This is a genomic window from Pseudomonas sp. BS3782 TE3695, from assembly GCF_050435305.1.
Classification (GTDB): domain Bacteria; phylum Pseudomonadota; class Gammaproteobacteria; order Pseudomonadales; family Pseudomonadaceae; genus Aquipseudomonas.
The window spans coordinates 6,213,953-6,231,485 of the sequence record NZ_JBNDKB010000001.1 but is presented as its reverse complement, the minus strand read 5'-3'; the positions used below and the strand labels follow the sequence as shown (position 1 = coordinate 6,231,485).

Annotated in this window: 13 protein-coding genes; 8 read left to right on the top strand and 5 right to left on the bottom strand. The window is 58.0% G+C overall.

Features of this window, described 5'->3' with window-relative positions; all coding sequences use genetic code 11:
- Positions 1–6: 6 nt before the first annotated feature.
- Complete coding sequence (locus tag ABH909_RS28235; protein WP_429439502.1) at positions 7–1,158, bottom strand: glycosyltransferase family 61 protein; 1,152 nt, start codon at positions 1,156–1,158, stop codon at positions 7–9.
- A gap of 122 nt (positions 1,159–1,280) precedes the next feature.
- On the opposite strand from ABH909_RS28235, the gene ABH909_RS28230 reads away from it, so the two are divergent.
- Complete coding sequence (locus ABH909_RS28230; RefSeq protein WP_429439499.1) at positions 1,281–1,739, top strand: YfbU family protein; 459 nt, start codon at positions 1,281–1,283, stop codon at positions 1,737–1,739.
- 124 nt (positions 1,740–1,863) lie between these two features.
- On the opposite strand, the gene ABH909_RS28225 is transcribed toward ABH909_RS28230, so the two are convergent.
- Positions 1,864–3,270 carry a hypothetical protein gene (locus ABH909_RS28225; RefSeq protein WP_429439496.1) on the bottom strand — a complete coding sequence of 469 codons (1,407 nt, stop codon included), beginning with the start codon at positions 3,268–3,270 and terminating at the stop codon, positions 1,864–1,866.
- A gap of 565 nt (positions 3,271–3,835) precedes the next feature.
- On the opposite strand from ABH909_RS28225, the gene ABH909_RS28220 reads away from it, so the two are divergent.
- Positions 3,836–4,141 carry a DUF6388 family protein gene (locus tag ABH909_RS28220; RefSeq protein WP_429439493.1) on the top strand — a complete coding sequence of 102 codons (306 nt, stop codon included), beginning with the start codon at positions 3,836–3,838 and terminating at the stop codon, positions 4,139–4,141.
- A gap of 114 nt (positions 4,142–4,255) precedes the next feature.
- Here ABH909_RS28220 and nadC read toward each other — a convergent pair whose 3' ends face one another.
- Positions 4,256–5,104, bottom strand: a complete 849-nt coding sequence (nadC, locus tag ABH909_RS28215; protein ID WP_429439490.1) for a carboxylating nicotinate-nucleotide diphosphorylase — start codon at positions 5,102–5,104, stop codon at positions 4,256–4,258.
- 353 nt (positions 5,105–5,457) lie between these two features.
- Between nadC and ABH909_RS28210 the strand changes: the two genes are divergently transcribed.
- The 4 genes from ABH909_RS28210 to ABH909_RS28195 all read left to right on the top strand — a co-directional run bounded on the left by ABH909_RS28210 (position 5,458) and on the right by ABH909_RS28195 (position 11,460).
- A complete protein-coding gene (locus ABH909_RS28210) occupies positions 5,458–7,665 on the top strand; it encodes a DUF1631 domain-containing protein (RefSeq protein ID WP_429439487.1) in 2,208 nt (735 codons plus the stop codon).
- A 64-nt stretch (positions 7,666–7,729) separates the two neighbouring features.
- Positions 7,730–8,284, top strand: coding sequence for a 1,6-anhydro-N-acetylmuramyl-L-alanine amidase AmpD (gene ampD / locus ABH909_RS28205; RefSeq protein WP_429439484.1), 555 nt, complete (start codon positions 7,730–7,732; stop codon positions 8,282–8,284).
- A 2-nt stretch (positions 8,285–8,286) separates the two neighbouring features.
- Positions 8,287–9,123 carry a regulatory signaling modulator protein AmpE gene (ampE, locus tag ABH909_RS28200; RefSeq protein WP_429439481.1) on the top strand — a complete coding sequence of 279 codons (837 nt, stop codon included), beginning with the start codon at positions 8,287–8,289 and terminating at the stop codon, positions 9,121–9,123.
- Positions 9,124–9,429: 306 nt separating this feature from the next.
- The gene (locus tag ABH909_RS28195; RefSeq protein WP_429439478.1) at positions 9,430–11,460 is read left to right on the top strand and encodes a methyl-accepting chemotaxis protein; all 2,031 of its coding nucleotides are present in this window, start codon (positions 9,430–9,432) and stop codon (positions 11,458–11,460) included.
- Positions 11,461–11,647: 187 nt separating this feature from the next.
- On the opposite strand, the gene ABH909_RS28190 is transcribed toward ABH909_RS28195, so the two are convergent.
- Positions 11,648–12,424 carry a TatD family hydrolase gene (locus ABH909_RS28190; protein ID WP_429439475.1) on the bottom strand — a complete coding sequence of 259 codons (777 nt, stop codon included), beginning with the start codon at positions 12,422–12,424 and terminating at the stop codon, positions 11,648–11,650.
- A gap of 3 nt (positions 12,425–12,427) precedes the next feature.
- Positions 12,428–13,423 (bottom strand): catabolite repressor/activator, encoded by a 996-nt coding sequence (gene cra, locus ABH909_RS28185; protein ID WP_429439472.1) that lies wholly within the window; start codon positions 13,421–13,423, stop codon positions 12,428–12,430.
- A gap of 302 nt (positions 13,424–13,725) precedes the next feature.
- Between cra and ptsP the strand changes: the two genes are divergently transcribed.
- Together ptsP and pfkB are read left to right on the top strand one after the other, a co-directional pair.
- On the top strand, positions 13,726–16,587 hold the full coding sequence (gene ptsP / locus ABH909_RS28180; protein ID WP_429439470.1) for a phosphoenolpyruvate--protein phosphotransferase: 2,862 nt from the start codon (positions 13,726–13,728) through the stop codon (positions 16,585–16,587).
- A complete protein-coding gene (pfkB, locus tag ABH909_RS28175) occupies positions 16,587–17,528 on the top strand; it encodes a 1-phosphofructokinase (RefSeq protein ID WP_429439467.1) in 942 nt (313 codons plus the stop codon). Before ptsP ends, pfkB begins: the two co-directional genes overlap by 1 nt.
- Positions 17,529–17,533 lie beyond the last annotated feature (5 nt).

The following is a 17,533-nucleotide window of genomic DNA, read 5'->3' as shown; positions in this document are numbered from 1 at the left end:
TTACGGTTAGGCGTCAATTTCAGAAAGACACTTTTCAAAGAAATCGACGAACTGTGCTTTATCGATTGAGAGGTTCCCGTCGACAGTCTTGCCTATGTAAGCCGCGTATGTAGCGCCTTTGATTTGGGCCTGTCTGCAATAGGCCTCTCTTACCCAGTTCGGCTGGAACAGCTCCATCAGCAGTTTTGGCGAGCGCGCAAAGGCGAAGTTATTAATGCCCATGCCGTGAGGACCAACAACGATCGATGCATTCGAAAAGTACTCGACCTGCTGCGCAACCGACATGTGCCCAGGTATCACCACTTTGAAACCGTGAGTCTTTGTCAGGTAGTCGGTGATCGACTTTTCGTCCAGCAGCGTGCGCTGTGCGGCGTCGGATCGGGATACAAAAATTCGGTATGGGGTTTCCCCAGGGCGATACATTTTCGGCAGCACCTCAGACAGCAGGTCGCACGTTTGATCAAGTGCGGCTGTTGGGTTGTTCAGGTGCCCGCCACCAGCGAAGCAAGTGACAATGATCTTCGGTGCGGTTATCGCCGTGTCGTGACCCTCGATCATCTTGTGCACCGGGAAGCCGATGTCATAAAGGAAGCGTTTGATGAACGGCTTTACGGGGCTCGAGTACACCAGGTAATCAGGGTTGTCCTGCATGATCTCTTTTATATAAAGGAGAGCAGGCAGCGACTCGTGCAGCAGATGGTTTGTGTTGCTGAAGAAATTCAGGAAAACGACCGGCTGATTAAAGTGCGTTGTCCGGCTGAAAGACACATCGGCGGTTTCAGGGTCGTTTGTTTCTTTAACGCTCATGCCTGCTGGAATGTGTTCCTTCCAGGTGGAATTTAGGAAGTCATCGATGTAATGACTGCCGTTCCCGATCAGCCAGTAGCGAGGCAGCTTGTTCAGGCGCGGAGATATGAATCCGTTTTCTATTTCGCAGAAATACACACCTGGTGCGGTGTACTTATTCGGCGTAGCGCCGAGTCTTTTGTGTAGAAGGTCTCCGTGGTCGGTTTCTTCTGCAAAAGTAACGATGTTTGAGTCGAACTCCCTGATGGCTTTATCCAGCTTCACTAAAAGCTTGATGCCTGGTGCAATTTCGCTCCAAGCACCGGCCGGAACATCGCTATGACGAAGAATTATCTTCTTGAGTATTGACACTGATTGCTCCGGTTTTGGTCTGGTCAGGGGGTTGGCGGGGGCGAGTCTACTATCCGAGGCATATACCGCCAAGGGCTGGAGCCGCCACCCTACGTTCGCTCCGCGCCGGTGCTTCATTTAGAATGCACGCCGACGAATCAGAACAGCCAGGGCAGAAAGTGATTTCAACCAGAGAGCAATGTGTAGACGCGGCAGTCACGGAAAAGGGTTGCAGCCCTAAGGCCGCCCAATTCGTTGTCAGAGTGCTAGATATGTGGGAGCTGCTGGAGGCGTCCGCCCGAGGCCTTTGCCCAAGTGACCAGCGTTTGCTGACCGACTCGATATCGCCGCGCGGCTATTCGGTGCGGTTCCCGAGTTTCGATGGCGGGGGCGAACTCGAGTCGTTGCAAATCGCTCAGTTTCTGGTCGATGCCCTTGGCCAATGGCCAACCTTCAAAGGTCGGGTCGTTTTGGCAGACGCTCCGAGTATTCGAAGCTATGAGCGAATGCTTACCGCATTCGACTCTGTGTACACCCCGACAGGCGGATATGACCCGCTCGATGTTGATGACCTGATCGTTGTGTTGAACGCTCGTTTGTAAGCAGCCCCTGACTGGCTTTACGTAGGCGAATCTAATGTATGACGGGGGCTTTCTGAACGAAGGCTCCTTGAGCGATTCTCTCGTTCAGCTGATTTTATGGGCTGAACGAGGGTTACGCTTAGTGTCATGGCTTCTTGGAAATAGAGAATATTTCCCAGTCTTTAACCTGATCCCGGCTGTAAGAGACATTTCCGTTTCTTTCGGTGGATAGGTATTTTCCGTTTAGCATAAGAGTGAATTTCTCTCCGGCTTGAAGAATATCTATCAAATTAGAGAGGTCTACTGGAAGGATGTCGGCTGAAATAAGTGCGATTTCATTGTTGGCGATAACTTTGCAATAAAAAGACTTTCCGCCAATTTGAATCGAGGCGACCTCTCGATCAAAAATCTTTCCGCGAGAAATATAGAAGTGAGAAAGGCAACGGCTGTCTATTTCTCCTATAGCCAAATGCCGGAGCGTGCCGGTGATTGAGCTGTAAACGAGAAAGGTTTTATGGTGTGTGTTGAATACACCATTATTTAAAGTCGTTTCTTTGTCAGCTAGCCGAGATTGGTACTCTGCCAAAATTGAAGCACGGACGGTGCAAGGATTTCTCTCTGAAATTCGTTTCACTGTTTGAAGCGATTCTGTCGTAAAACCACCAGCGTCAAATCCGGAAATCAACGCATTGTTGAGCCTGCGCTTTTCCTCAGGGTGAATCCGTTGCAGCCTGGGAGAGAGCTCCATGAGCTTGTTCAAAATCTGTGGATGCCTGGCGGCTGACTTGTGAAGCAATCTGGAAAGCCGAATCGGACTAGCCTTGCGAAACCCACTTGCGAGTGCAACCAATTGGTCAAACTTTCGCAGTCGCAATGCTTTGACCATTTGGTCTATTTGTTGGGTTCCAGCGAGTATTTTGGTGACGTCATGTCCTGCGGAGAAGGCACGGATAGAAAATACGCTACCGGCCAGCCCCTTTATTTTTGAGTAATGGAAAGAGTCGATCTTGTGGTTCGGATCATAGATCACACAGATCAGACCACTAACGTCGTCTTTTTTTATACCCATGCCTGCCATGGAGTTATTGAAGTACTGAGCGTAGCCACTTGTGTTGCCTTCACATTCAACAGGATCCAACGACCACTGTGGACAAAAAGCTAAAACCGATGTGGCTTTAAGCGCCTTAGAGTATTTTATGGCAGCATGCCCGCCCATAGATCCGCCGTAGATAACTCGGTCGATGAATCTTTTTATTGTTGGTTCAATAACGGGAATGGATGCTTTGACGTTTTTTGAGGGGAACCAATTTGGCCTTTTGCTCATAAAGCCAATGCAATTTAAATCAAGTTTTCTGATTGGAGTGTCGGCGTAAAACCTGTTCCCGTTCACCATGGTGACCAGATCGCCGAATGTGACCATCAGGAAGTCAGAGTTTCCTGGATGCCACAAAACTTTTATTTCATCATCTTCATACAGAACGCTGGTATGTGACTCAGCAATGCTTTCGTTTTCTTGGACTGCTGTAGAAGTTGGCGTTCTTATCTGCTGCATGAAGTATGTTTGTCCGTAGTTGAGGCAGCGAGTCTATTTTACGGTCAGGGGAAGATCAATGCTGCGCTTAAGCATGCTTGGGGTTGTTTGGTCGTCCACCCCCCCTCGGTGGGCGATGAGAATTTTTCAAGCTGGAGAGCATTGAGCGTTTCGTTTTTGGGTGAAATGTAAGCAGCCCTGTTCGACGCTGACTACCTTGGACTATGATCTGATGGTGGTGCTGGCTGGAGGTGCTTCAGGCATCCCAGCAAGACGGAAAAAGTACATTGGTTAGTACATCGCTAAAGACCGCTGTCATTGATCGCCAATAGATATGGCGCTTTTAAGGTCTGATACGATTCCTGTCTCGGGCACCACTTCTCGCGCAATAGATGTAAAAGACCCGTGTAATTCATCGAGAAAACGTCCTATATTCGTTGTCTGCATGAGCATCGCCCAGCAGTTTTCAGATGATCCCGAATGGTTCTGAAGGCCAGACAAACCGGGCTTCAAACGGTTTTTCTGCGTCAGAGAGATCCTTGATGATCCAGATCCATCTTCCATTCCCCAGATCAGCGAGAACGCCATGACCGTTAAAGAATTGACCCAAGAAGCCAGACACGAAGAAGCCCTGAAAAAATACGTGCTGGACGCGCCCCAGTTGCTGGAAGAGATCAAGGACTTGCCCGCCGATGATCAGAAAGACCAGATTCAGTGGGCGTTCGAGGATGAGGCGGAAGCTCAGGGCTTGCAGCCGTGGGAGTTGACGCTCAAATACACCACAACCCCGGAAGAGTTCGAGGCTGCGCGTCTGGCGCTGCACAAGGAGGCGGCCGAGGTTTTGGGCGTCGACTGGGAAGAGTACTGCGAGATGAATAATCTGGTGGTCTGACCTGTGGGAGCGGGCTTGCTCGCGAAAGCGGTGAGTCAGGCGACAATTGCGTCGACTGACACGCCCTCTTCGCGAGCAAGCCCGCTCCCACATTTGAATTGTGCGTTTTATCAATCAGAGGCTTAAACGCATCGACAGGTCCACAGCCTTCACATCCTTGGTCATCGCACCAATCGAAATATAATCCACCCCGGTTTCGGCAATTGGCAGCAACGTGTTTTCGTTGATACCACCGCTGGCCTCCAGTTTTGCCTTGCCGGCGTTCAGGCGTACGGCTTCGCGCATGTCATCCAGGCTCAGTTCATCGAGCATGATGATGTCGGCACCCGCCGCCAGTGCTTCCTTCAGCTCCTCCAGGCTTTCCACTTCGATCTCCACCGGTTTGCCCGGGGCGATCTTGTGCGCGGCCGCGATAGCCTCAGGAATGCCACCGCAGGCGGCGATATGGTTTTCCTTGATCAGGAAGGCGTCATACAGGCCGATGCGGTGGTTATGGCAACCGCCGCAGGTCACGGCATATTTCTGGGCCAGGCGCAGCCCTGGCAAGGTTTTGCGGGTGTCGAGCAACTTCACTTGAGTATCGGCGACAAAATCGGCCAGGTACTGCGCACGAGTGGCCACGCCGGACAGCAACTGCAGGAAATTAAGAGCACTGCGTTCACCCGTCAGCAGCGAGCGCGCCGGCCCTTCGAGATGGAATAGCACCTGATTGGGTTTCACCCGTTCGCCGTCGGCTACCTGCCAGTGCACCGCAACCCGCGGATCCAGCTGCCGAAACACGGCATCGACCCACGCCGTGCCGCTGATGACGGCGGCATCGCGGGTGATGATGGTGGCTTTGGCCAGGCGTTCGGCCGGGATCAGTTGGGCGGTGATGTCGCCGCTGCCGATGTCCTCGAGCAACGCACGGCGCACGTTGGCTTCGATTTCGGCAGTCAAATCGGCGAGACGTAGATTCGGCATAACGGGCTCCACAAACAAAGTCGCCCGATTATAGGGCCATGGTGCGAGCCAACCCAAGGCATCAACAGCCATTCCATCGTTCCCCAAGTTGCATTTGGTCGATTGGCCGCGAGCAATCAGTGCTAAGCAAGGGGTTCTCTCTAACGTCTATCTCTTGGGAGGCGCAGAGTCTGCTGGCACAAGGAAGGTCTTTTGCAGATAATCCGCCTTGTATTTGACGTCATAGCTTTGACTGGATTCCGCGATTATTGAATGACAGCGGGGAATGACTGTCTCTATTGAGCCGTCGGCTGTGTGGTCTGCGTGCTCGATCTTCTTACCAAACCGAAGAATCACCGTTTCAGGAGGCTTGGATGCTCAACGACGGGAATGTAGTGCCTTTGCACAAGGCCGCTACCGACCAGGCGATTCACTCGCCGCTCGCCCGCCTGCCTGTGATTCTGCTTCAGGTTCGCGACAAGGCCGCTCAACAGCTCAAGCAGGGTTTGCAAGCGTTGTTCGATAACGCCGACGACACCTTGTTCGAAATGGCCGACCGGGCCCGAAACAACGTCGAGCAAAACATCTTCTTCGAGGCCATGCGTGATTTGCGTCTCAAGCGCAAAAGCATCGAGCGCGGTTTTCTCGAACAATTCTTCGAGGCCTTCGTCAGCCTTGCGCAATACGAAATTTCTCAAGCGGCCTTGCCCCGGGCGTTGGTTTTCGATGCCTGGGCAGCGATGCCCCATGACGACATGGAACGTAACGTGGCAGTGGAGGCCATGGTCGGCAAAGTGCTGAACCGCGACGGTTTCGCCCTCGACCAGCTTACCGCCCGACTCAGCACATTGCTGGGCAAGACGCTGGTCGAACAGCACAACCCCCTGGGGCCGACGCTGCTCTGCGAGTATTTCTTGCAGGCCGGGCGCAACCTGGGGATGGAGATCAAGGTCAAGCTGATCATCCTCAAGCTGTTCGAACGCTATGTGCTCAGCAATGCTGATCAGCTCTACGCTGAAGCCAATCAATTGCTGATCGCCACCGGCGTGCTGCCGGACCTCAAGCCCGCCCCGGCGCGGCGTGCCACCGATCGGGCGGCTGCGAGTGTTCGTGCTGACCTCGCCGAGACAGACCTGCGGATCGGTAATACGCAGATTGACGAAGGCGTGCAGGAAGTCTTCGCCGCCTTGCAGGAATTGCTGTTCCACGTACGTGGCAGCGTTGCGCCGACCCTGGAAATCAGTGCCCAGACCCAACCCATTTCAACCCGCGACCTGTTGCGCCTGCTCTCGCATTTGCAGCAATACGTACCGGCACTGGCGGCTCCAGACGACTTCGACCTGCGTAACCAGCTCGAACAACTGCTAACCCGGGGCAGTGTCAAAAGTGGCAAGTCGCGCGTGGTGGGGGTGGCCGACGAAGACGTGATCAACCTGATCGCCATGCTCTTCGAATGTATCCTCGATGACCGCAATCTGCCTGACTCGCTCAAGGCACTGATCGGCCGTTTGCAGATTCCGATGCTGAAAGTCGCGGTGCTCGACAAGAGCTTCTTCAGCCGCAGCAGCCATCCAGCCCGGCGTTTGCTCAACGAAATTGCCGCTGCAGCCATGGGCTGGGGCGAGTGCGATGACCATGAACGTGACAGCCTGTACCTGCGCATCGAGCAAGTGGTGCAGCGTTTGCTGAATGACTTTGTTGATGACCCGGCAATCTTTTCCGAATTGCTGGCGGATTTTCTCGCCTTCACCAGTGACGAGCGTCGTCGCAGCGAATTACTCGAACAACGCACCCGTGACGCCGAAGAAGGCCGCGCCAGGACCGAACTGGCGCGTCAACGCGTCGAGCAGGCACTGAACCAGGCGTTGATGGGCAAGGTGCTGCCGCATAGTGTGGTGGCGTTTGTCCAGGAGGCCTGGAGCAAAGTGCTGTTGCTGACCTGCCTCAAGCACGGCGATCAGTCCGCCGAATGGCATGCCGATGTGCAGACCATGGCGCAACTGATCTGGAGCGTGCAGCGCCATGACGAGCCCGACGCGAGTCTGCGCCTGTTGGCGCTGGTACCGGGGTTGCTCAAGTCCTTGCGCGATGGCTTGAACAGCTCGGCATTCGATCCATTCGCCACCGGCGAGTTTTTCAGCAAGCTGGAAGCTTTGCATGTGCAGCTGTTCGAACGTCCGGGCCAGAAAAGCATGGCTGTTGACGCACCGGTGATGGTCCAAGTGCAGCAGCAAATCGTGCTTCGCAACGCTGACGAAGGCCCGGTCGAGACCGCATCGATGTGTTTGCCCAAGGACGATGTCGCTTTGCTTCAAGTCGATCAGTTGCGCCTGGGCTGCTGGGTCGAGTTTCAGGAAGATGAGGAAAACACCCTGCGCTGCAAGCTGGCGGCGATCATTCAAGCCACCGGCAAGTACATCTTCGTCAACCGTACCGGGATGAAAGTGCTGGAGCACAGTCGCACCGGTCTGGCCCTGGAGTTCCGACGTGGTGCGGTGCGAGCGCTGGACGACACCTTGTTGTTCGACCGGGCGCTGGAATCGGTGCTGGGCAACCTGCGGCGTCTCAATCGCGGCAAGTGATCGCGCGCCGAGGGTCTATCGCGGCATACTGGGCACCAACACAGTCGTCGTTGAAGGAACCTGTATGCAGTTGGACCCCGCGAGTGGTTGGTGTCAGGGCGTGCGCATATGCCCCTCGCCCAACTTCAATGCGCGCCCCGAAGGCGAAATTTCCCTGCTGGTGATCCACAACATCAGTCTGCCGCCAGCGCAGTTTCTGACTGGCAAGGTGCAGGAATTTTTCCAGAATCGTCTGGATGTCACGGAACATCCCTACTTTGCAGGAATCGCCGACCTGCGGGTGTCTGCGCACTTTCTGATTGAACGTGACGGCACTGTCACTCAGTTTGTCTCTTGTCTGGAGCGCGCCTGGCACGCTGGCGTCTCGTGTTTCGAGGGTCGGGAAACCTGTAACGATTTTTCCGTGGGCATCGAGCTCGAAGGCACGGATGATCTGCCGTTCACCGACGCCCAATATCAAGCGTTGACGGCCCTGACCCGACAGCTGCAAAGCGCCTTCAAGTGCATTACCGCACAACGTATTTGCGGGCATAGCGACATCGCACCCGGGCGCAAGACCGATCCGGGGCCGGCGTTTGACTGGGCACGCTATCGCGCGGCTTTGGAAAAAAAGGAGTGACAATGAGTTTTCTGGTGCTGCTGTTGGCGGTGTGGATCGAGAAATTCTCGGCCCTGCGTCATCGGGTTCAACGTGATGGCGGTTGGGTGCGCGAGCTGAACAAGCTTGAAGCCAACCCGCGCATGACAAACCGGCCGTGGCTGATACTGGTGGTGCTGGTGTTGTTGCCGGTGGCGCTGCTGGGTTTGCTGCTGGTGGTGCTGGAACCGGTAGCCTACGGTTTGCTGGCGTTGCCGGTGCACCTGCTGGTGGTGATCTACAGTCTGGGCCGTGGTGATTTGCTGGCCGACCTCGGGCCGTTTCGTGATGCCTGGCGCCGGGAAGACCTGCAAGCTGCCGCTCACGTGGCCAAACGTGACCTGAATATTTGCGCCGACAGCGGCGAGCAACTGTTGGAGCAAGTTGAGGGGCATCTGCTGTGGCAAGCCTATCAGAGCTTTTTCGCGGTGATCTTCTGGTACTTCCTGCTGGGCCCGGTTGCCGCGTTGAGCTATCGACTGCTGGCGCTGGCCGAGGAACACGGGCAGAACCCGGCCGTGATCGAGCGAGCGGCACAGCTGCGTCATGCGTTCGATTGGGTACCGGTGCGCCTGCTAGCGGCCAGCTTCGCGTTGGTCGGCAACTTTGTCGCGGTCGGCCGGGTGATGTTGAACGAGCTGCTGAACTGGAACATCAGCGCAGCTCAACTGATTGAGAAAATCGGCTTGGTGGCCGGTGAAATTCCGGCGCCGGTGGTCGGGCCGGACGGCATCAACAGCCTCGACCGGATCTGGGAACTGCTGTTGCGCGCAGCGGTGCTTTGGTATGCCGGTTTTGCGTTGTGGACTGTTTTGTCCTAACCACGACACATCTGAAGTGAATGTCATTGTGGCGAGGGAGCTTGCTCCCGCTGGGGCGCGAAGCGGCCCCCAGCACCCGTTCAGACAGATCGAGTTGTCCGGATTTACGACTGCTTCGCAGCCGAGCGGGAGCAAGCTCCCTCGCCACAGGGGGGCTCATTCGCTCCAACAGCGGCACCCCGCCGTTAACCTTAAGTTACAAAACCCTCCGCTGATTTAGGCTATACAGAGATAGCGCCGATAGTGGCTATCTGCTGTCTCTGCGCGCCTGCCATAAAAATAAGAATTCAAAAGGGAGACTTCACAGTGAAGAGCTTGCTCTATCCCGCCGTCGCGCTGATGAACCGCCTGAGCTTCGGCATGAAGTTCAGCCTGATCAGCGTGCTGTTCCTCGTGCCGATGCTGGTGACCAACTTCTATCTGGTGCGCGATTCCTATCGCGAATTCCAGGGCACTCGGGTCGAGCTGCAGAGCCTCGACCTGCTGGGCAGCGGCCTGAGCCTGCGCCGGGATCTGGAAACCCTGAACAACCTGGTGCAGATCAACGTTACCCTTGGCCAGTCCGGCAAGGCCGGTCATGTCGAATCGACTATCAGTGCGCTGGAGCAAAGCGTTCTGAGTCGATTGCAAGGGCTGGCGGCGATGACCACTGACCCGGAACAAATCAGCTTTTTCGATGGCAAGCGCGATGAAATGATCGCCGCGTTCAAAGCCCAGCAAACGGAAACTTCCCTGCAAAGCAAAAGTGCGCTGATCGGCAAGTTGCTCGGCAACGCGCAGATTTTCAGCCAGATCATTGCCAGTCAGGCCGGACTGAGCCGCGACAGCCAGAGCGACATGCGCCAGCTGAGCGAACTCATCACCAACGTCACGCCAGCTGTCACCCAGACGCTCGGTGAAGGCCGGGCGATGGGCTCTTACTCGTTGGGGCAGGGCTTTCTCAATTCGGCGTCGAGCACCCGTTTCGATGAGTTACTGGCGCAGGTCGAAAAGCTTCAGGCTGAATACGGTCTGAAATTGCAGGACGCGCTGGGCTCCAGTAAAGCGGCGCACGAAACCCTGGCTGCTCAGGCCGAAAGCAGCAAGGCCTCCCTGAAAAAGGCCAGTGAACTGTTCGAAGAGCAGGTGGTGATGGCCGATACCCTCGATGCGCCGTGGCAGGCTTTTTACGATCAGGTCACGGGCCTGATCGACCAGACCTACCAACTCAATGAAGCCACCCTGAAGTTTCTCGGTACCCAGTTGCAACAGCGGCTGGAACAGCACCGCACCCACATGATCCTGCAGGCAGTGGCGCTGACGGTGGTGTTTGTGTTGATTTTTTACCTCTATGGCGGTTTCTACGCCTCGACCCGCACCACCCTCAAGCGGCTTGGCGCGGTGATGGATAAAGTGGCGGCCGGCGACATGACCGTGACCTTCAGCGCCAACAGCCGCGATGAATTGGGCGAGTTGGGCGAGGTGTTCACCGCCACCGTGAAGAAAATCCATGACCTGATCGAGCGGGTTGGTCAGACCGTCAGTGAGGTCGAGCGTCAGGCCAGCCAGGTCGAGAACGTGTCCGCCCAGAGCAATCAGGCGGTAGCGGGGCAACGCACGCAGATCGAGCAGGTCGCCACAGCGATGAACCAGATGTCAGCCACGTCTCTGGAGGTGGCGCGCAGTGCCGCGGCGGCCGTCAGCAGCGCCCACAGCGTCAACGACGAGACCATCAGCGGGCGCGGGCTGGTGGAGTCCCAGCAGGGCAGCATCGCTGCACTGGCCAGTGAGATCGATCAGTCGGTGCGGGTGATCAATCAACTGGCCAGCGACAGCCAGTCCATCAGTCGTGTGCTGGAAGTGATCAAAAGCATCGCCGAACAGACCAACTTATTGGCGCTCAACGCGGCCATCGAAGCCGCGCGCGCAGGCGAGCAGGGCCGGGGTTTTGCGGTGGTGGCGGACGAGGTCCGGACCCTGGCCAAACGCACCCAGCAATCGACCGAAGAAATCGAGCAGATGATCGCCAAACTGCACAGCGGTGTCGGTGCGGCGGTCAAGGCGATGGGCACCAGCCATCAGATGGCCAACGGCACGGTGGGGCAGTCGGAAAAGGTCCAGCAGGCGCTGGAAAACATCCTCGGCGCCGTCGGCATGATCGTCGACCAGAACCAGCAGATTGCCGCCGCGGTTGAGCAGCAGACCGCTGTGGCTCATGACATCGACCAGAACATCGTCGAGATCAACCGCGCCGGCGAGCGCACCGCCGACGGCGCGCACCAGACTGAAAATGCCAGCCGGGCGTTGTCGGCACAGGTGGTGGAACTCAAGCAATTGATCAGCGCGTTCCGGGTTTGATGCTACAGAGTTGATTTACTGTGTGAGCGAGTCTATGTGGCGAGGGGGCTTGCCCCCGTTGGGTCGCGAAGCGGCCCCGGCGTCCATCCAGACAGACCAAGTTGTCCGGATTTGCGACTGCTTCGCAGCCGAACGGGGGCAAGCCCCCTCGCCACAAAAGCCCACAGGTAGTGCGTGAATCAACGGATTACCAGTTTAACAATTCACACGCGTTAGCCGTGCTGGCGGCAGCCAGTCGTTCGGGGCTGATCACCATGATGGCAGCCAGTGCCGCGCAGATCGCCGGCAAATGAGCCGGGCTATTACGTTGGCCGGGAAACATGGCAGGCGCCATATCCGGTGAGTCGGTTTCCAGTACCACCGATTCAACCGGCAAACCGGCGAGCACGCGGTGCATGCGCAGGGCCTGCGGCCAGGTCGCGGCACCACCCAGGCCGAGTTTGAAACCCAGCTTGATGTACTCGCGCGCCTCTTCCTGACTACCGGCGAAGGCATGAATGATCCCTGCGCGCTTCAAGCGAAACCGTTTGAGCGTGGCAATCACTGCCGCATGGCTGCGTCGCACATGAATCAGCGCCGGCAGATTGAAGTCCGCCGCCAATTGCAGTTGGGCGTCGAACAGCACTTGCTGGCGTTCGCGATCCAGGGTTTCGATGAAGTAATCCAGACCGATCTCGCCCACCGCACATAGCTGCCGATGGCCCGCCAGACGCGTCAGCCAGTCACCGAGTTCGGTCAAATCCTCAGGCCGATGGTCATCCAGATACACCGGGTGCAAACCGAACGCCGCATACAGATCGGGATCGCTTTGCACCAGGTCCCAGACCCGCTGCCAATTGGCCTGATAAACCCCCAACACCACCATCCGCCGCACGCCGAGGGCGCGACTCTCGGCCAACAGTGCCTGACGATCCCCGTCGAAATCCGGGAAATCCAGATGAGTGTGGGTGTCGATCAGTTCCACGGCTCAGTCCTGAAGAATCCGCTGCTTGAAGGTTCGCGCGATGGCCTGCACGCCGGGCTGGTAATCGGCTTGTTCAATGGCCGCCAGCGCCAGTTGCAGCGCCTTGTCGGCGATCAGTTGATGCTGCTGGGACATGGCGTTGACCGGCAGCGGCAGGAAGTCCAGCAACTGCGTATCACCGAAAGTGCCCAGGCGTAGCGGGCGGGTTTTCAGCGGGAAGTCATGCAAGGCATCGAACACGCCCTGAAGCAGCACGTAGGAGGTGGTCACCAACGCATCCGGCAAATGGCCCAGGCGTTGAAGCAACTCTTCCATCAATTGCTTGCCGCACTCACGGCTGAACGACTCGCCGTGTTCGATCAACGCCTCGCCTTTGAAACCGTTCAGCGCTTGCTTGAAACCTGCTGCCCGTTCCTGGCTGATACTCAATTCGGGACGAGCACCAATCAAGGCGATCTGCTTGGGCAACGGGTCCAGCAAGCTGCGGGTAAGCTGCAGACTGGCTTCGCGATCGTCACTGATCACCGAGCAGAAGTGCTCGGGCTCCATCACCCGGTCGATGGCGATGATCGGAATGCCTTTGGCTTGCAACTGGCGATAACTGTCGTCACCGGCCGGCAGGCAACTGGCGACGATCAGTGCATCACAGCGGCGAGCGCGGAACAGTTGCAGCAATTGCCGTTCGCTGTCTGGCGCATCGTCGGAGCTGGCGATCAGCAGCTGGTAGCCGCGAGCCCGGGCGCCTTGTTCCAGCAATTTGGCGATTCGCGCGTAACTGGGGTTTTCCAGGTCCGGCAGAATGAAGCCCAAGGTGCGGGTGTGCCGACTGCGCAATCCGGCGGCCTGAGGGTTGGGAGTGAAGCCATGTTGTTCGACAACTGCTCGCACGCGCTCGACGGTGGCGCTGCTGATACGTTGCTGTTCGGCCTTGCCGTTGATGACATAACTGGCGGTGGTCACGGAGACGCCGGCCAACTGTGCAATATCACTGAGTTTCAACCCGGTATTTCCTTGTTTATTCGAGCGTGCCCGGCATTTTCGCCAATCCTACCCGATTCGGCAGGCGATCATTGTGGCAGCACATCCGACAATTGGACTTCAAGGATGAGACATTATCGAGTAACGTGCCTAACATTCTAGATTAAACGTTTCAGCAGGCGTATTTTCTACGTTCCAGGTCGCTTTGGTCGGTTCTGCCGCGAAACCGCCAAAACTGCCCCTGAAAAGGCGCTCCCAAAAGGGCCTAAGCTGAATCAATCAAAACAATACCTGGCGTCACACGGTGCCAAAAAGGAGAAAGCATGCTCGAGCTCACCATAGAGCAAATATCCATGGGCCAGTCGGCTGTGGATAAAGCCACCGCCTTGCAATTACTCGCTGACCGACTCGTGACCGATGGCCTAGTGGCCGACGGCTACCTCGCAGGCTTGCAGGCCCGGGAAGCCCAGGGCTCGACCTTTCTCGGCCAAGGGATTGCCATTCCCCACGGCACGCCACAAACACGTGATCAGGTGTTCGCTACTGGCGTGCGGTTGATGCAGTTCCCGGACGGCGTGGATTGGGGTGATGGCCAGATCGTTTATCTGGCGATTGGTATCGCCGCCAAATCCGATGAACACTTGCGCCTGCTGCAACTGCTGACCCGCGCCCTCGGTGAAACCGATCTGGGTCAGGCCCTGCGTCGCGCCAGTTCCGCCGAAGCCTTGTTGAAACTGCTGCAAGGCGCGCCGCAAGAATTGGCGCTGGACGCACAGATGATCGGCCTCGGTGTTTCCGCCGATGACTTCGAAGAACTGGTCTGGCGCGGTGCCCGCTTGCTGCGTCAGGCCGATTGTGTGAGCAACGGTTTTGCCGGCGTCTTGCAGCAGGTCGACGCGCTGCCGCTGGGCGATGGCCTGTGGTGGCTGCACAGCGAACAAACGGTGAAGCGTCCGGGCCTGGCGTTCGTTACCCCGGACAAACCCATGCGCTACCTCGGTCAGCCGTTGAGCGGTCTGTTCTGCCTGGCCAGCCTCGGTGAAGCCCATCAAGCATTGCTCGAACGCCTTTGCGCGTTGCTGATCGAAGGCCGTGGTCATGAGCTGGGCCGTGCCACCAGCAGCCGCGCGGTGCTGGAAGTCCTCGGCGGTGAAGTGCCGGCGGATTGGCCGAGCGCACGCATTGCCCTGGCCAACGCTCACGGTTTGCATGCGCGCCCGGCGAAGATTCTCGCGCAACTGGCGAAAAGTTTTGAAGGCGAAATCCGCGTACGCATCGTCGATGGCCACGACAGTGCGGTGTCGGTGAAGAGTTTGAGCAAACTGCTCAGCCTCGGTGCCCGTCGCGGTCAGGTGCTGGAATTCATCGCCGAACCGACCATCGCTGCCGACGCCTTGCCCGCCTTGCTGGCGGCCATTGAAGAAGGCCTCGGTGAAGAAGTCGAGCCGCTGCCGGCAGTGAGCCAACAGCGTGAAGTGATCGCCGACGTTGCCGAAGTATTGCTTGCACCGGCCTCCGGCAGTTTGATTCAGGCGATTGCGGCCGCGCCGGGTATCGCCATCGGCCCGGCGCATATTCAAGTACTGCAAGTCATCGATTACCCGCTGCGTGGTGAGTCCGCCGCCATCGAGCGTGAACGTCTCAAGCAAGCGTTGGCTGATGTGCGTGGCGACATCGAAGGCCTGATCGAGCGCAGCAAGGCCAAAGCGATTCGCGAGATTTTCATCACCCACCAGGAAATGCTCGACGACCCGGAACTGACCGACGAAGTCGACACCCGCCTCAAGCAAGGCGAAAGCGCCGAAGCGGCGTGGATGACGGTGATTGAAGCGGCCGCCAAACAACAGGAATCGCTGCAGGACGCCTTGCTCGCCGAACGTGCCGCCGACTTGCGCGACATTGGCCGTCGAGTGCTGGCGCAATTGAGTGGCGTCGAAACGCCGGCCGAGCCGGAGCAGCCGTACATTCTGGTGATGGACGAAGTCGGCCCATCCGATGTGGCACGGCTTGATCCGACGCGCGTCGCGGGCATTCTCACCGCTCGCGGTGGTGCCACGGCCCACAGCGCCATCGTCGCGCGTGCCCTGGGTATTCCGGCACTGGTGGGCGCTGGTGCGGCAGTGTTGCTGCTGAAACCGGGCACGCCGCTGTTGATCGATGGTCAACGTGGCCGCCTGCACGTGGACGCCGATGCCGCCACCTTGCAGCGCGCCACCCAAGAGCGCGACACCCGCGAACTGCGCCTGAAAGCCGCCGCCGAACAACGCCATCAACCGGCGCTGACCACCGACGGCCACGCGGTGGAAGTGTTCGCCAACATCGGTGAAAGCGCTGGCGTCACCAGTGCGGTGGAGCAGGGCGCCGAAGGGATTGGCCTGCTGCGCACCGAGCTGATTTTCATGGCCCACTCGCAAGCGCCGGACGAGGCGACTCAGGAAGTCGAATACCGTCGTGTGCTCGATGGCCTGGCCGGTCGACCGCTGGTGGTGCGCACCCTTGACGTCGGTGGTGACAAACCGCTGCCGTACTGGCCGATCGCGAAAGAAGAAAACCCGTTTCTTGGCGTGCGTGGCATTCGCCTGACTCTGCAACGCCCGCAGGTCATGGAAGCGCAATTGCGCGCCTTGCTGCGTGCGGCGGACAACCGTCCATTACGGATCATGTTCCCGATGGTCGGCAGCGTCGATGAGTGGCGTCAGGCACGGGACATGACTGAACGTCTGCGCCTGGAGATCCCGGTTGCGGACCTGCAACTGGGGATCATGATCGAAGTGCCGTCGGCTGCTTTGCTGGCACCGGTGCTGGCCAAGGAAGTGGATTTCTTCAGCGTTGGCACCAACGACCTGACGCAATACACCCTGGCCATCGACCGTGGTCATCCGACCTTGTCGGCCCAGGCTGACGGCTTGCATCCGGCGGTGCTGCAACTGATCGACATCACCGTGCGTGCAGCTCATGCTCATGGCAAATGGGTCGGCGTGTGCGGTGAACTGGCGGCCGATCCGCTGGCGGTACCGGTGCTGGTGGGCCTGGGTGTGGATGAGTTGAGCGTGTCGGGGCGCAGCATTGCCGAGGTCAAGGCGCGCATTCGTGAACTCAGCCTGACCCAGACTCAAACCCTTGCCCAACAGGCCTTGGCCGTGGGCAGCGCGAACGAAGTCCGTGCATTAGTGGAGGCCCTGTAATGGCCAAGATCCTAACCCTGACCCTTAACCCGGCGCTGGACCTCACCGTTCAATTGCCGCTCCTTGCACCCGGTCAGGTCAATCGCAGCGACGAAATGCACACCCACGCCGCCGGCAAAGGGGTGAACGTGGCGCAGGTGCTGGCCGACCTCGGGCATCAACTGACCGTCAGCGGTTTTCTCGGCGAAGACAACCTTCAGGCGTTCGAAACCCTGTTTGCCAAACGCGGTTTTACCGACGCGTTTGTCCGTGTCCCTGGCGAGACCCGCAGCAATATCAAACTGGCGGAAAGCGATGGGCGCATCACCGACATCAACGGCCCGGGGCCGAGGGTCAGTGAAGCGGCGCAGCAGGCCTTGCTCGATCGTCTCGACCAGATTGCTCCCGGGCATGACGTGGTCGTCATCGCCGGTAGTTTGCCCCGTGGCGTGAGCCCTCAGTGGTTGCGCGAGATGATTCAGCGCTTGAAAAAGCGCGGTTTGAAAGTGGCGCTCGACACCAGCGGTGAAGCCTTGCGCGCAGGTCTGGCGGCCGGTCCATGGCTGATCAAACCCAACACCGAAGAATTGGCTGACGCGCTGGCTTGCGAGGTGTTTTCCGTGGGAGCCCAAGCCGAGGCCGCGAGCCGTTTGCATGCCCATGGCATTGAGCACGTGGTGATTTCCGACGGTGCCGACGGGGTGAACTGGTTCAGTGTCGGCTCGGCCATGCACGCCACACCGCCCAAGGTCAGCGTGGTCAGCACTGTCGGTGCGGGGGATTCCTTGCTGGCGGGCATGCTGCACGGTTTGCTCAGTGCCGATACGCCCGAACAAACCTTGCGCACCGCTACTGCGATTGCCGCCATGGCCGTCACCCAGATCGGTTTTGGTATCGGCGACGCGGCGCAATTGGCGCACCTTGAACAGGGCGTACGCGTGCGTCCCCTGACCGAACAATAAGAGGG

Coding starts and splice junctions, on each gene's coding strand:
- ptsP (WP_429439470.1), top strand. CDS start 13,726: ATGCTCGAGCTCACCATAGAGCAAATATCCATGGGCCAGTCGGCTGTG.
- ABH909_RS28210 (WP_429439487.1), top strand. CDS start 5,458: ATGCTCAACGACGGGAATGTAGTGCCTTTGCACAAGGCCGCTACCGAC.
- ABH909_RS28220 (WP_429439493.1), top strand. CDS start 3,836: ATGACCGTTAAAGAATTGACCCAAGAAGCCAGACACGAAGAAGCCCTG.
- ampD (WP_429439484.1), top strand. CDS start 7,730: ATGCAGTTGGACCCCGCGAGTGGTTGGTGTCAGGGCGTGCGCATATGC.
- ABH909_RS28225 (WP_429439496.1), bottom strand. CDS start 3,270: ATGCAGCAGATAAGAACGCCAACTTCTACAGCAGTCCAAGAAAACGAA.
- pfkB (WP_429439467.1), top strand. CDS start 16,587: ATGGCCAAGATCCTAACCCTGACCCTTAACCCGGCGCTGGACCTCACC.
- ABH909_RS28230 (WP_429439499.1), top strand. CDS start 1,281: ATGCACGCCGACGAATCAGAACAGCCAGGGCAGAAAGTGATTTCAACC.
- ampE (WP_429439481.1), top strand. CDS start 8,287: ATGAGTTTTCTGGTGCTGCTGTTGGCGGTGTGGATCGAGAAATTCTCG.
- nadC (WP_429439490.1), bottom strand. CDS start 5,104: ATGCCGAATCTACGTCTCGCCGATTTGACTGCCGAAATCGAAGCCAAC.